Here is a 14,610-nt window from a genome sequence, read left to right as displayed (position 1 = left end):
AAAAATCACTACTGCAAGCGGTCAAATTGGGTAGGAAATTTGCAATTTTTGCTGATTAAAATGACAAAATCAGCCATTGCGTTCAAGCACAAAAGGCTGACCGGTCAAGCCGTCAGCCAACTTTTGCTAAAAATGGTTAGAAATTATAGCGATTTTTACCAAGTTTTACAACCTAAAAAATAAAACAAAACCCCGATATTTCCATCGGGGTCTGTTGAACTTGAAGTTCTAAAGAAGTTAAATCAAAAATTATTTGATTTCTACTTCTGCACCAGCTTCTGCTAATTCTTTTTGTAAAGCTTCAGCTTCTGCTTTAGAGATGCCTTCTTTTAAGTTAGCTGGAGCAGATTCAACTAAGTCTTTAGCTTCTTTTAAGCCTAAACCTGTTGCACCACGTACTGCTTTGATTACAGCTACTTTGTTAGCACCTGCTGATTTTAATACTACGTCAAATTCAGTTTTTTCTTCTGCTGCCGCTGCACCACCTGCTGGAGCTGCTGCTACTGCTGCCGCTGCTGAAACGCCGAATTTTTCTTCCATCGCTGCGATTAATTCAACGATTTCTGATACTGATTTAGAAGCAATCGCTTCAATGATTTGTTCGTTAGTTAATGACATAACAATCGATTCCTAAAGTAAAGTAAGTTGTTAAACGAATAAAGAAGAGTGCTTAAAATTAAGCTGCTGCTTCCATTTGGTCGCGTAATGCTGCAAGAGTGCGTACAAGTTTGCCTGCCGCAGCTTCTTTCATTGTGCCCATTAAACGTGCAATTGCTTCTTCGTAAGTTGGTAAGGTTGCTAAGAATGCAACATCTTGCGTTTTACCTTCAAAGGCTGCACCTTTAATTTCAAACTCTTTGTTTGCTTTCGCAAAATCTGTGAATAAACGTGCTGCTGCACCTGGGTGTTCATTCGAGAATGCGATAAGAGTTGGACCAGTAAACGTATCTGTTAAGCATTCGAACTCTGTGCCTTCTACTGCACGACGTAATAAAGTATTACGTACAACTTGCATAGTTACACCAGATTCACGAGCTGCTTTACGTAACTCAGTCATTTTATCAACTGTTACGCCACGAGAATCCGCAACTACAGCTGAAAGTGCACCTTTGGCAGCTTCGTTTACTTCAGCAACAATCGCTTGTTTGTCTTGAAGATTTAATGCCATTGGTTTTAGCTCCTGATACACTCTGCTCTTTCAAGCAGAATTTACAAAAAATCCCAAAAATATTACCGCTTGTTTTATGACAAACTGCAATCTTCTGAGCCTAAGGTGTCCAGAAGCAGAGAATTCTGTCTGTTCACCATCTATGTAGGATAATTAAGTTTTCACCCCTACAGTCTTAGACGGGGCTTAGATAGGCTAAGCACCATCAGCTTGCTCTCGCAAGTTAAGGTCGCAAATTATACAGATAACCTGCGACCCTGTAAAGTTTTAACTTCTATTTAGAAATTAAAGTGAAGCTTGATCAACAGCAACACCAGCACCCATTGTTGTAGAGATGCTTACTTTCTTAATGAAAACACCTTTTGCAGTTGTTGGTTTAGCTTTAGTTAAAGCTGCTAACAATGCTTGTAGGTTTTCTTTTAATTGCTCAGGTGCGAAGTCTGCTTTACCGATAGTTGTATGGATAATACCATTTTTGTCATTACGGTAGCGGATCTGACCTGATTTTGCATTTTTAACTGCTTCAGCAACGTTTGGTGTTACAGTACCAACTTTAGGGTTTGGCATTAAACCACGTGGGCCTAACACTTGGCCTAATTGACCAACAACACGCATTGCATCTGGAGAAGCGATAACAACATCAAAGTTCATTTCGCCTTTTTTGATTTGCTCTGCAAGATCTTCCATACCTACTAAATCAGCACCAGCTGCTTTAGCTGCTTCAGCGTTTGCACCTTGAGTAAACACAGCAACACGAGCTGTACGACCTGTACCGTGTGGTAATACTGTTGCACCACGTACGTTTTGGTCTGATTTACGAGGGTCGATACCTAAGTTTACTGCAACATCAACACTTTCAACGAATTTCGCTGTCGCAAATTGTTTTAACACTGCGATTGCTTCATTGATTTCATATGCTTTAGTAGAATCTACGCCAGCTTTGATTGCTTTCATTTTTTTAGTCAATTTAGCCATCGTATTATTCCTCCACCACTAAGCCCATTGAACGAGCAGTACCAGCGATTGATTTCATTTTATTTTCGATAGTTGAACCAGTCATATCTGCTGCTTTAGTTTCAGCGATTTGACGGATTTGATCTTGAGTTACTTTACCCACTTTATCTTTGTTTGGTTTACCAGAACCAGACTTGATACCTGCTGCTTTTTTCAATAATACTGCAGCTGGTGGAGTTTTAGTTACGAAAGTAAATGATTTATCTGCATATACAGTGATAACTACAGGAATTGGTAAGCCTTTTTCTAAGCTCTCAGTACGAGCGTTGAATGCTTTACAGAATTCCATAATATTAACACCTTGCTGACCTAATGCAGGACCAACTGGTGGTGATGGGTTAGCCATACCCGCTGCAACTTGCAGTTTAACGTAGGCTTGGACTTTTTTTGCCATTTTTAATTTCCTCTAAATGGGTAATAACGCTGAAAATCAGCTCCCCTGTTACATAAAAAATACGAGTCAGCAAACTGGCTCGTAATAGGTCGCAAATTCTAGCGAACCAACGACTATTTTTCAAGCAAAACTTAATGTTTTGTTGAATAAATTTAAAACAAGCGGGCTTTTTTATATTGATTTTTGCAAAAGATTCGTAAAAACACCCCGCTTGCTTAACAATTAACTCTGTTTTTCGACCTGACCAAATTCAAGCTCAACTGGCGTTGCACGACCAAAGATAGAAACAGATACTTTCAAACGACCTTTTTCGTAATCAACTTCTTCCACGGTTCCCGTAAAGTCAGCAAATGGACCTTCTGTAACACGTACGCTTTCGCCCGGTTGGAATTCTTTTCTATGACGAGGTTTCTCTGCCGTTTCTTGAACTCGGTTTAAGATACGATCTGCTTCACGTTTCGTGATTGGAGCAGGGCGATCCGCTGTGCCACCAATGAAACCCATTACACGAGGCACACTTTTTACTAAATGCCAAGTGTCATCGTTCATTTCCATTTCAACTAATACATAACCTGGGAAGAATTTACGTTCTGTTTTACGGCGTTTTCCGCCTACATTCTCTACAACTTCTTCAGTTGGTACTAATACTTCACCAAATTGATCTTCCATATTGTGAAGTTTGATGTATTCGCGTAACGTAACGGCTACACGATTTTCAAAACCTGAAAAAGCTTGTAATACATACCAACGTTTTGACGTGGTTTCTTTAACTTCTACTTCACTCATTTTAGAACCTTAAATTTGTTAAAAATGTAATTAGTGCCACAATAATTGAGTCGATACCCCATAACACTAATGCCACTACCACACACACCGCAAGCACAATCAATGTTGTTTGCGTTGCTTCTGGGCGAGTCGGCCAAATAATCTTACGCAACTCTGTACGAGAGTCTTTCATAAAATGAATTGCTTTTTGACCTTGGTTTGTCACAGCAGCCAATGCCACTGCACCAACGAGTAAAACCACTAATAAAAGCACTCGAACAATCAATGAAAAGTGTGATGAGAAATAAGCATTACCGACCGCAGCAACGGTTAATAATACAACAGCCATCACCCATAATGCTGTATTAACACCTTTACTTTTGCCCCCTTTTTCTACTTGCTCAAGGGTTTTTGTTTTAATCTCAGTAGCCATATATAACCTAAAAAATGAATAAAAAAATCGAACATTTATTTTTAAAGCGTTAAATTCTATCATTTTCTACAAAAGTTGCCACGATCTTTTGTCAATTTTCGCTAAATTTATTTTGTGGCACCTTAATTTAGCACATAACCACCACTGACTTGTTTAACAACGCCGGATAATTCCAAGCTAAGTAATTCGACTAAAAGCATCTCAACTGAAAGTTGGCTTGCCTTAGACAAATCATCTACCGAAATAGGTTCTAAACTGATTTTCTGATAAATTTGCAGCTGGCAAGCGGTTAAATTTGGCAAACTTTTTGCAACATTTTCTGTTTTTTTGGCCGCTTGTGTAGAATGGGGAATTTTCTCTTTCACATCATTAAACAATGCAATTTGCAGAGGCTGAGTTTGGTAGGCAATCGCCTCTAACATATCCTCCACTCGCTCAACCAATAAAGCCCCTTCTTTAATCAATTTATGGCAACCTTGAGCATAGGGGTTTTGTACCGCATTGGGTAATGCAAACACTTCTCGCCCTTGCTCTAACGCATAGCGAGCGGTAATAAGTGAGCCACTATTTACTGTCGCTTCAATGACTAAAGTGCCTAAAGACAAACCGCTAATAATACGGTTTCGGCGAGGGAAATTTTCAGCAACAGGCGGTTGGTTCGGCAAAAATTCAGACACCAACGCCCCACCGCAGGCAATAATTTGCTCAGCAAGTTTTTTATGTCGTGCAGGGTAAATTTGGTTTAGTCCACTGCCTAATACCGCAATAGTCTTTCCTTCCTCCGCAACAACTTTCTGATGAGCAAAACCGTCAATGCCTATCGCTAAACCACTGGTCACAGTGATATTGTGCCGAGTTAAATCGGCGGCAAACTGCCCCGCCCAATATTCGCCATAAGGGGAATAATCACGGCTCCCCACAATCGCAATTTGAGGTAACGACAGACTTTCTACGCTCCCTTTCACAAATAAAATAGGGGGAGCCGTTGAAATTTGGCGAAGTAAAAATGGATATTGCTCATCAAATAGACTCACAATCTGTTGATTAGGTTGCTCCGCCCAAGTGAGTGCCTGCTCAATCCATAATTTATTCGGACTAAACCAACGCTGAATCTGCTTTTCATTCCAGCCCATTTGCTTTAATTGCAATTTATCGTAATCACAAAACTGTGAAAAATCGACTTCCGATAATAATCGGCCAATACGTTGTGCCCCAAACTGTGGCACTTGCAATAGCCGTAATAAATTATAGTGATAATCCATTTTTTCCCCTCAACATTTCCCTAATAATAAGAAAACGTTTAGAATAGCCAAACGAATTTTTTAAACTTTTCGAGAGAGATCACAAAAATGGCAGTATTAGATGTTGTACTTTACCCAGATGAAGGGTTAGCAACAGTATGTTCGCCTGTTACGCAGGTTGATGAAGAATTAAATCGTTTTATCGATGATATGTTTGACACAATGTATGAACACGAAGGCATCGGGCTGGCTGCTCCTCAAGTGGCGGTGTTAAAACGTGTAATTACGATTGATATTGAGGGCGATAAAACCAACCAAGTAGTGTTAATTAACCCTGAAATTTTAGAAAGCAGTGGCGAAACTGGTATTGAAGAGGGTTGCTTATCTATTCCGGGGCATAGAGCATTAGTGCCACGCAAAGAGAAAGTGAAAGTCAAAGCCCTAAACCGCCAAGGCGAAGAGATTATTTTTGAAGCCGACGGCTTATTTGCAATCTGCATTCAACACGAAATTGACCACCTAAACGGTGTGCTTTTTGTGGATCATATTTCAGCTCTCAAACGCCAACGCATTAAAGAAAAAATGCAAAAGCTGAAAAAACAGATTGCGAGAGCAAAATAACATTTTAGTTGAGCCCCACTTTTCGTGGGGCTTTTTATTGCACTTCAAGCTATAAAAACCGATAATAAAGCTAATTTTTTTAAATGAGGAAACAGAGATGATTATCGTAACTGGCGGCGCTGGTATGATCGGAGCCAATATTGTAAAAGCATTAAATGAAATTGGCCGTAAAGATATTTTGGTGGTAGACAACCTAAAAAATGGGGAAAAATTCATCAACTTAGTGGATTTAGACATTGCAGATTACTGTGATAAAGAAGATTTCATCGCTTCTATTATTGCAGGCGATGATTTTGGCAAAATTGATGCCGTATTCCACGAAGGTGCTTGCTCTGCTACGACAGAATGGGATGGCAAATATTTAATGCAAAACAACTATGAATATTCAAAAGAGTTATTGCACTTCTGTTTAGATCGCCAAATTCCATTCTTCTATGCCTCAAGTGCTGCCACCTATGGCGGACGTTCTGACAACTTTATCGAAAAACGTGAATTTGAAGGCCCGCTTAATGCTTATGGTTATTCAAAATTCTTATTTGATGAATATGTGCGTCGTATTCTGCCAGAAGCAGATTCACCGGTATGTGGCTTTAAATATTTCAATGTTTACGGCCCACGTGAACAACACAAAGGCTCAATGGCAAGTGTGGCATTCCACCTAAACAATCAAATGTTAAAAGGCGAAAACCCAAAATTATTTGCAGGTTCAGAGCAATTCTTACGTGATTTTGTCTATGTGGAAGATGTGGCAAAAGTAAACTTATGGGCGTGGCAAAATGGGGTGTCAGGTATTTTCAATCTTGGAACAGGTAAAGCAGAATCGTTCCAAGAAGTGGCAAATGCGGTAATTAAATACCACGGAAGAGGTGAAATTGAAACGATTCCATTTCCAGATCATTTAAAATCTCGCTACCAAACCTTCACTCAAGCAGACTTAACTAACTTAAGAGCAGCTGGCTACACAGGCGAGTTTAAAACGGTAGCAGAAGGCACGGCGGAGTATATGGCGTGGTTAAATCGCAACTAAGACAATACGTTTCTTAATCAATACAAGCGGTCTAATTTTTGCAAAACTTTGCACGAAATAGACCGCTTGCTTTTACTACTCTTCCCTAAACTCTTTTGGTGTTTTACCAAACTCTTTTTTAAATACCGCATAGAAATATTGCAAAGAGGGATAACCACATACGCTTGCTATTTCTTGGGTTGGAATATCCGTAAATTTGAGCATATATTTTGCTCGAGCGAGTTTTTCTTCGTGGATGACCTGATGAATGGTTTTATTCATTTCATCTTTAAAACGTTGCTCTAAATTTGAGCGAGAAATGCGTAAATGGTCAAGCACTTGTTCTACCTTAATCCCTTGGCAGGCTCGGTGGCGAATAAAGTGCATCGCTTGAATAACGGCTGGGTCTTGTAGTGAACGGTAATCGGTTGATCGACGTTCTTCCACTTTGAGTGGTGGAATTAATATCGGCTTTTGCGAAACGGGCAAATTATTTAATTTACGATGTAGCAACTTGGCTGCGTGATAGCCGATTTGTGAGGTGCCTTGCGTTACAGAAGAAAGGGAAATTCGAGATAGATATTGAATAAGCTCTTCGTTATCAATACCAATCACGCAAAGTTGTTCAGGTACGGCAATTTTTAAATGCTCACAAGTTTGTAATAAATGTCTGGCTCGAGCATCGGTTACTGCAATTATCCCAGTATGAGGGGGTAATGTTTGTAGCCACTCACCTAATTTTGTTTGTAGTTCTACCCAGTTATCTGAATGAACTTTCTCACCAATATAGCAATTAGGTGTATGCTCATATTTTTCCATTAACTGAATAAAAGCGTTTTGCCGTTCTAGCGCCCAGTGCTTTTCTGTTTCAGCCGGGTAGCCATAAAATGCAAATTGATTAATGCCCTTTTTCTTTAGGTGTAAAAAGGCAGTTTCTACTAATGCGTAATTATCGGTAGCGACATAAGGAAGGTTTGGATAATAATCAGGATTTTGGTATGAACCACCGACAGCAACAGTAGGAACGTTAATATCTTTTAGCAATTCAACTGTTTCTGGATCATCAAAATCGGCAATCACACCATCAATAGAAAGGCTTTCAATCGTGTTTTTGTGATAGACGAAATCATCTTCAACAAAAATATCCCAAGAGCATTGAGAGGCTTGAATAAACTGCCCAATGCCTTGCATTACACCACGGTCATAAATTTTATTCGCATTAAAAAGTAGGGCGATTTTATAATATTGTTCTACCATTGCTCCCTCCATTGTTTGATACTATAAAACAAAACGAGAGAACAAGCAAAAGCCACGAAAACTCGTGGCTTTAAGATATTTACACTACCATAAATGGTGAACACTTGGGCGAATTAAGCGATTATAAATTTCTTCAACTTTCTGCATTTGTGCTTGCGTTAATTCAGGGAAAGTATCTACTGCAGCATTGCTCACCACTTGAGAAACTTTACTTGCCCCTGGAATCACTGTGCTGACAGCATCGTGCATCAACACCCAACGTAATGCATAAGGAATCAGATCTTCCGTACCAAACAGTGCTTTTAGCTCTTCTACAGCTTGAAGCCCAAGTTGGTAATCCACACCTGAGAAAGTTTCCCCTTTATCAAAAGCTTCGCCTTGGCGGTTAAAAGTACGATGATCATCTTTACCAAAAACAGTATTCGCATTGTATCTGCCCGTTAATAAACCACTTGCTAATGGCACTCGTGCGATAATGCCAACATCTTTTTGTTTAGCAGTTGGGAAAAGCTGATCTAAGGGTTTTAGGCGGAACATATTGAAGATAACTTCCATTGCAGCAATATCATATTCCATTGCCAAAAGCCCTTCCTCAACAGTTTCGATACTCACACCATAATCAATTAATTTGCCAGCCGTTTTGAGTTGCTCTAACTTGCTAAAAATTTCATCGTTACGATAAACGGAAGTTGGTGGGCAGTGTAATAAAATAAGATCTAGCTTTTCCGTATCAAGACGCTTTAAACTCCCTTCAACAAACTTCTCAATAGCCTGTGGCGTGTACATTTCCGCAGTATGAGGGTTTAATGCCCGCCCACATTTGGTTGTAACGTAAAAGAAGTCAGGGTATTTTTTCAAGATTTCGCCAATCGACTGCTCACTTTGACCATTGTTATAAACATCGGCAGTATCTAAAAAATTGATATCTTGCTCATATGCCATTTCTAAAATAGCCATTGCTTCTTGGTGATTAAATGGATCTCCCCATTTTGTACCAAGCTGCCAAGTGCCTAAACCTATTTCTGAAACCATTTTGTTGGTTTTACCAAATCGACGTTGTTTCATAGTTATCTCCGTTTAGAGTGAGGGTTATTTTTTCTTCCAAAGTAATTCAAGTTCTTCTAAAGATTTACCTTTAGTTTCTGGCACAAATTTCCACACAAATAGTGCTGCCAATACACTCATTATCCCATAAACCCAATAAGCAAAGCCGTGATTAAAATGTTCCAGTAAATAAGAGCTTTTATCCATCATTGGGAATGTCCAAGAAACAAGATAGTTTGCAATCCATTGTGCAGCAACTGCAATCGCTAATGCTTGGCTACGAATAGCATTTGGGAAGATTTCAGCTAATAATACCCAGCAGACTGGCCCCCAAGAAATAGCAAATGCAGCAATATAAAATAACATTCCTGTTAAGGCGATAGTACCAGAGAGCCTAGCATAAAATGCAGTACCTAGAATAAACATTCCGATAGCCATACCTAACGCGCCTAAGATTTGTAATGGTTTTCTGCCGTATTTATCTACAGTAAAAATCGCAATAGTGGTAAAAGAAAGATTAATCGCTCCCATAATAATGGTTTGTAATAATGCTGTTTCCGTGCTTGCACCTAATGATTTAAAAACTTCAGGTGCATAATAGAGTGCAACATTAATCCCAACAAACTGCTGGAAAACAGATAGCATTATCCCGATAACAATCACACCAACTCCAAAAGCAAATAGCGGTGCTTTAACTGTGCTTCTTTGGGCTAATGAAGATTTGATATTTTGTAATTCTAACTGACCTGATTCAGCCCCTAATAAGCGTTTTAATACGGCTTCTGCTTGTTGTAATTTATTTTTCAAGACTAACCAGCGAGGGCTTTCTGGAACAAATAAAAGTAAAACTAAAAATAGTGTAGCAGGTACTGTTTCTGACAAAAACATATAACGCCAACCGATTGTGTTTAGCCACGTATTATCACCACTTAATGCAATGAAATAGTTCACGAAATAAACTAATAATTGACCTGCAATAATTGCAAATTGGTTAAATGAAACCATTTTTCCACGTACATTTGCTGGTGCAATTTCAGCGATATACATTGGCGATACCATTGAGGCAATACCCACACCTATACCACCAATAATTCTATAAGTTACGAATTCAGTGATAAAGTTACTAAGGTAATATGGAATACTTTCTGAGTCTTCAACATCTTTTAAGCCCAATTCTGGGTAAGCAGAGCCAATAGCAGAAATTAAGAATAAAATAGCAGCAATAATAAGTGCATTTTTCCGTCCATAACGGCTACTTAGATAACCACCACAGAACCCACCGATAATACAACCAATTAATGCACTAGCGACAGTAAACCCGAGTAAAGAATTTGCCGAGATTTCTGGTAAACCTTTAGGTTGAATAAATACAACATCAAGAGAGGCAACTGTGCCAGAAATCACAGCCGTATCATATCCAAATAATAAACCACCTAATGTGGCTACTAATGTTACACAAATAACATATAAATTCATTTTTTGAGGCATCACAATTTCCTTTAATCATATAATTACAATGAAGTATTCTTCATAAAATGGAGTATTATTCAATTACCATAATTTTTTATGCTATTACGTTTTTTAGTTTTTGTGATCTATGCCACAAAATTATAAAAAAACAATAAAATCAAGTAGATAAAAAAAGCATACCTTTATAATTTAAAGGTATGCTTTCTATAAAAATAACAAGCGATCGTTTTTTGCAAAATTTTTACCAAAAACAACCGCTTGTAATTACCTAATTAAGCTTTCTTTTTACTGATAGTATCTACCCATACTGCTAGTAATAAAATGCTGCCTTTTACGATATATTGCCAGAATGTTGGTACATCTAGCATACTCATACCATTATCCAACAAGGCGATAATAAAGGCACCGATAACTACTCCATAGATACTACCGATACCGCCTGCTAAACTCGCACCGCCAATCACACAAGCTGCAATGGCATCTAATTCTGCGTTTTGCCCTGCTGATGGTGCACCTGCACCTAAACGAGAGCTTAGAATTAAGCCGGCTACCGCCACTAATAAACCGTTAATAGCAAAGATAGCTAATTTTACTTTTTCAACAGCAATACCCGATAAACGTGCTGCATCAATATTGCCACCGATTGCATAAATATGGCGACCAAAGGCAGTTTTTCTTGCAAGAAATGTACCTGCTACTGCTAATAGTGCAAGAATTAATACAGGAATCGGCACACCACGGTAGTCGTTAAGCAGATAAATTGCACCTAATACTAAGATTGCCACAATACCGTATTTGACTGTTTCTTTAGGAATTGCAGGAACTGTAAGATTAAGGTTTTGTCTTGCTTTGCGTTGGTAGCTACCCCACGCAATAAAACAGAATATGGCAATAGTACCTAAAATCATTCCAACAGTATCTGAAAGATAGCCTTGACCAATAACCGTCATATCATTACTGATAGGTGCAACAGTTGTACCATTTGTTAAGCCGATTAAAATTCCACGGAAGGCTAACATACCAGCAAGCGTTACAATAAAAGATGGCACTTTTTGGTAAGCAACCCACCAGCCACTCCAAGCACCAAGCATTAAGCCTAAAACAAGAGTAACCGCAATGGTTAAAGGCAGTGGCCAGCCCCACCAAACATTACTGATTGCTGCAAACCCGCCTAGTAATCCCATAAGCGATCCGACAGATAAATCAATTTCTGCAGAAATAATCACAAAAACCATACCAATGGCAAGAATACCGGTAATGGAAGTTTGGCGTAATAAATTAGAAATATTTCTTGCACTTAAATAGGCACCATCTGTTGCCAATGTGAAGAAGCTCATAATGACAACAATCGCAATAAGCATAATATAAACTTGTAAATTAATTGATTTTAACTTATTCATAGATTACTCCTTGAGTGCAGCTTCCATTACTTTTTCTTGTGTTAAACCATCGTTAATGAGGTCTGCTTTGATTTTACCTTGATGCATCACTAGCACTCGGTCACTAATACCTAAAACTTCGGGTAATTCTGAAGAAATAACAATAATCGCCATTCCTTCTTGAGCTAACTGGTTGATTAATTTATATATTTCATATTTTGCCCCCACATCAATACCACGTGTTGGCTCATCTAAAATCAGAATTTTAGGATTTAATAATAAACATTTAGCCAAAATAGCTTTTTGCTGATTACCACCACTTAACCGCCCAATAGCTAATTCTGGGGAAGAGGTTTTAACTTTAAGTTTAGCGATAGATTGATTAATAATGGTTTCTTCAAGTGGTTCATTAATCACTTTCTTACCAAAACAAAATTGCGGTAGTGAGGAAAGCGTAATATTTTTACCTACCCCCATAATTGGAATAATGCCGTGTTTTTTACGATCTTCCGGCACCATTACAATATTGTTATCAATCGCTTGGGCACAATTTTTGATTTTAATTTTTTGATTATTAAGAAAAATATCAGCCTGATATTTACCTTGATAAGATCCGAAAATACATTGTGCCATTTCAGTTCTACCCGAACCAACTAAGCCCGCAACCCCTAAAATTTCGCCTTTTCTTAACACGAAGTTAGCATTATCTACACGTTTAATATGGGTGTTGGTTGGGTGCCACGCAGTGATATTTTCTACTCGTAAAATCTCTTCGCCAATCTCGTGTGGTTCGTGTGGGTAAAGGGAGGTAATCTCACGCCCTACCATCATTGTGATAATATCGTCTTCGCTCATACCTTGGGCAGAACGAGTACCGATATGCTCGCCGTCTCGAATCACACAAATATTGTCAGAAATTGCTTTTACTTCGTTTAATTTATGAGAGATATAAACACAAGCAATATTGTGTGCCTGTAGGTCTTTAATTAACTCTAGCAAGATAGCGGTTTCTTTTTCCGTTAAAGATGCGGTTGGTTCATCTAAAATTAATAAACGAACTTGTTTATTTAAAGCTTTAGCAATTTCGACTAATTGTTGTTGCCCTAAGCCTAACTCGCCTACTTTTGTATTCGGATCGATATCTAACTGAACTTGTTCCAATAATGTTTTGCAACGGAGATACATTTCGTTGTCATCAGTAATTCCGCCACTTGTAATTTCATTACCTAAAAACATATTTTCTAAAACTGACATATTTTTTACTAATGTCAGCTCTTGGTGAATAATTGAAATACCTTTTTCTTCTGTATCTTTAATATTTTTAGCAATTAATTTCTCACCAGCAAAATAGATTTCCCCTTCATAATCGCCTGAAGGATAAATACCGCATAACACTTTCATTAATGTTGATTTGCCTGAGCCATTTTCGCCACATAGTGAAAGTATTTCGCCTGTTTCAAGGGAAATTGAAATATTATTCAATGCAACCACATCACCAAATTTTTTAGTGATATTTCTCATTTCTAATAATTTCGCCATAACCTAGACCCCTTATTTTCAAATATGGCAAGAGTGTAAAACTCTTGCCATTTTGAGAGATTGAATTAACTTTTATTTATAAACTGCATCTTTTGTATGGAAGCCGTCTTTGATTACTGTTTCATCAATATTGTCTTTTGTTACAACAACAGGCTCTAATAAGAATGATGGAACTTCTTTTAATCCATTATTTAACTGCGCATTCGGCTCTAATTTATCTTCTTTACCTAATGCAACCGCAATTTCAGCTGCTTTATCCGCTAAATTCGTAATTGGCTTATACACAGTCATTGTTTGTGTACCTTCAATAATACGTTTAATTGCCGCTAAGTCTGCATCTTGACCAGAAATTGCTACTTTGCCAGATAAACCTTGCGCACTTAATGCTTGAATTGCACCACCGGCTGTCGCATCATTTGAAGCCACCACCGCATCAATATTATTTTTATTTGCGGTTAAAGCATTTTCCATAATTTGTAATGCTTTTTCTGCTAACCAAGAATCAACCCATTGGTCACCCACCACTTTGATTTTTCCGCTATCAATTAAAGGTTGTAATACTTTCATTTGACCTTTACGGAATAGTTTTGCGTTGTTATCTACAGGTGAACCACCCATTAAGAAATAATTACCTTCAGGCTTTTGTTCAACAATGCTTTGAGCTTGCAGTTCACCTACTTTTTCATTATCGAATGAAACATAGAAATCTAGATCAGCATTATTAATTAGGCGGTCATAAGCTAATACTTTCACCCCTTCTTTTTTCGCTTCAGAAATTACATTAGAAAGCACTTCACCATTGAATGGAATAATCACCAACACATCAATGTCTTTATTTAACATATTTTCAATTTGCGAAATTTGTGCTGTTGCATCACCATTTGCAGATTGCACAAACACTTTTGCACCTAATGCTTCCGCTTTATTTACAAAAATATCTCTATCTTTTTGCCATCTTTCTAAACGTAAATCATCAATAGACATCCCAATTTTAAGATCTTTAGCTAAAGCAGAATGACTAAAAACCATTAATGTTGCCGCAGCAACTGCTAATAACTTCGATTTAAGTTTCATAAAACACCTCACGTGGTTAAGAAAATGATGTCGAGCAGTAATTGCTCTGGATGAAGTCTGCGGAGATTTTGAAATTAGTGCAATTATCAGATTTGGTAATGCCATTATGTTTTTTCACTTTTGTGATCTGCTCCACATTAACTAATAATCTAAATAAAAAAACGAAATATCGTAATTGCACCTATTTTTAAATTCCTTGATGATG

At 38.0% G+C, this 14,610-nt stretch carries 15 protein-coding genes; 2 read left to right on the top strand and 13 right to left on the bottom strand.

Annotation, left to right across the window (positions count from 1 at the left end):
- Window positions 1–249 precede the first annotated feature (249 nt).
- The 7 genes from rplL to dprA all read right to left on the bottom strand — a co-directional run bounded on the left by rplL (window position 250) and on the right by dprA (window position 5,036).
- Window positions 250–618 (bottom strand): 50S ribosomal protein L7/L12, encoded by a 369-nt coding sequence (rplL, locus tag PTQ27_RS07655; RefSeq protein WP_273749097.1) that lies wholly within the window; start codon window positions 616–618, stop codon window positions 250–252.
- A gap of 58 nt (window positions 619–676) precedes the next feature.
- On the bottom strand, window positions 677–1,168 hold the full coding sequence (rplJ, locus tag PTQ27_RS07650; RefSeq protein WP_273749098.1) for a 50S ribosomal protein L10: 492 nt from the start codon (window positions 1,166–1,168) through the stop codon (window positions 677–679).
- 285 nt (window positions 1,169–1,453) lie between these two features.
- Window positions 1,454–2,143, bottom strand: a complete 690-nt coding sequence (gene rplA / locus PTQ27_RS07645) for a 50S ribosomal protein L1 (protein WP_273749099.1) — start codon at window positions 2,141–2,143, stop codon at window positions 1,454–1,456.
- Between the two features lie 4 nt (window positions 2,144–2,147).
- The gene (gene rplK, locus PTQ27_RS07640) at window positions 2,148–2,576 is read right to left on the bottom strand and encodes a 50S ribosomal protein L11 (RefSeq protein WP_273749100.1); all 429 of its coding nucleotides are present in this window, start codon (window positions 2,574–2,576) and stop codon (window positions 2,148–2,150) included.
- Between the two features lie 222 nt (window positions 2,577–2,798).
- Window positions 2,799–3,362, bottom strand: coding sequence for a transcription termination/antitermination protein NusG (gene nusG, locus PTQ27_RS07635; protein WP_273749101.1), 564 nt, complete (start codon window positions 3,360–3,362; stop codon window positions 2,799–2,801).
- A gap of 1 nt (window position 3,363) precedes the next feature.
- Complete coding sequence (gene secE / locus PTQ27_RS07630) at window positions 3,364–3,774, bottom strand: preprotein translocase subunit SecE (protein ID WP_273749102.1); 411 nt, start codon at window positions 3,772–3,774, stop codon at window positions 3,364–3,366.
- A gap of 122 nt (window positions 3,775–3,896) precedes the next feature.
- The gene (gene dprA, locus PTQ27_RS07625) at window positions 3,897–5,036 is read right to left on the bottom strand and encodes a DNA-processing protein DprA (protein ID WP_273749103.1); all 1,140 of its coding nucleotides are present in this window, start codon (window positions 5,034–5,036) and stop codon (window positions 3,897–3,899) included.
- A gap of 87 nt (window positions 5,037–5,123) precedes the next feature.
- Here dprA and def point away from each other — a divergent pair, with 87 nt between their 5' ends.
- Both def and rfaD read left to right on the top strand, forming a co-directional pair.
- On the top strand, window positions 5,124–5,636 hold the full coding sequence (gene def / locus PTQ27_RS07620) for a peptide deformylase (RefSeq protein WP_273749104.1): 513 nt from the start codon (window positions 5,124–5,126) through the stop codon (window positions 5,634–5,636).
- A gap of 97 nt (window positions 5,637–5,733) precedes the next feature.
- Complete coding sequence (gene rfaD / locus PTQ27_RS07615) at window positions 5,734–6,663, top strand: ADP-glyceromanno-heptose 6-epimerase (RefSeq protein WP_273749105.1); 930 nt, start codon at window positions 5,734–5,736, stop codon at window positions 6,661–6,663.
- 75 nt (window positions 6,664–6,738) lie between these two features.
- On the opposite strand, the gene PTQ27_RS07610 is transcribed toward rfaD, so the two are convergent.
- The 6 genes from PTQ27_RS07610 to xylF all read right to left on the bottom strand — a co-directional run bounded on the left by PTQ27_RS07610 (window position 6,739) and on the right by xylF (window position 14,405).
- Window positions 6,739–7,899 (bottom strand): XylR family transcriptional regulator, encoded by a 1,161-nt coding sequence (locus PTQ27_RS07610; RefSeq protein ID WP_273749106.1) that lies wholly within the window; start codon window positions 7,897–7,899, stop codon window positions 6,739–6,741.
- Window positions 7,900–7,983: 84 nt separating this feature from the next.
- Entirely contained in the window at window positions 7,984–8,964 is a 981-nt protein-coding gene (locus PTQ27_RS07605) for an aldo/keto reductase (RefSeq protein ID WP_273749107.1), read from the bottom strand.
- Window positions 8,965–8,988: 24 nt separating this feature from the next.
- Complete coding sequence (xylE, locus tag PTQ27_RS07600; protein ID WP_273749108.1) at window positions 8,989–10,431, bottom strand: D-xylose transporter XylE; 1,443 nt, start codon at window positions 10,429–10,431, stop codon at window positions 8,989–8,991.
- Window positions 10,432–10,685: 254 nt separating this feature from the next.
- Window positions 10,686–11,813 (bottom strand): sugar ABC transporter permease, encoded by a 1,128-nt coding sequence (locus tag PTQ27_RS07595; RefSeq protein WP_273749109.1) that lies wholly within the window; start codon window positions 11,811–11,813, stop codon window positions 10,686–10,688.
- Window positions 11,814–11,816: 3 nt separating this feature from the next.
- The gene (gene xylG, locus PTQ27_RS07590; protein WP_273749110.1) at window positions 11,817–13,331 is read right to left on the bottom strand and encodes a D-xylose ABC transporter ATP-binding protein; all 1,515 of its coding nucleotides are present in this window, start codon (window positions 13,329–13,331) and stop codon (window positions 11,817–11,819) included.
- Between the two features lie 72 nt (window positions 13,332–13,403).
- On the bottom strand, window positions 13,404–14,405 hold the full coding sequence (xylF, locus tag PTQ27_RS07585; RefSeq protein ID WP_273749111.1) for a D-xylose ABC transporter substrate-binding protein: 1,002 nt from the start codon (window positions 14,403–14,405) through the stop codon (window positions 13,404–13,406).
- Between the last annotated feature and the right edge of the window lie 205 nt (window positions 14,406–14,610).

The organism is Mannheimia cairinae (genome assembly GCF_028649535.1).
GTDB lineage: Bacteria > Pseudomonadota > Gammaproteobacteria > Enterobacterales > Pasteurellaceae > Mannheimia > Mannheimia cairinae.
This window is presented reverse-complemented; position numbering and strand designations above follow the sequence as displayed.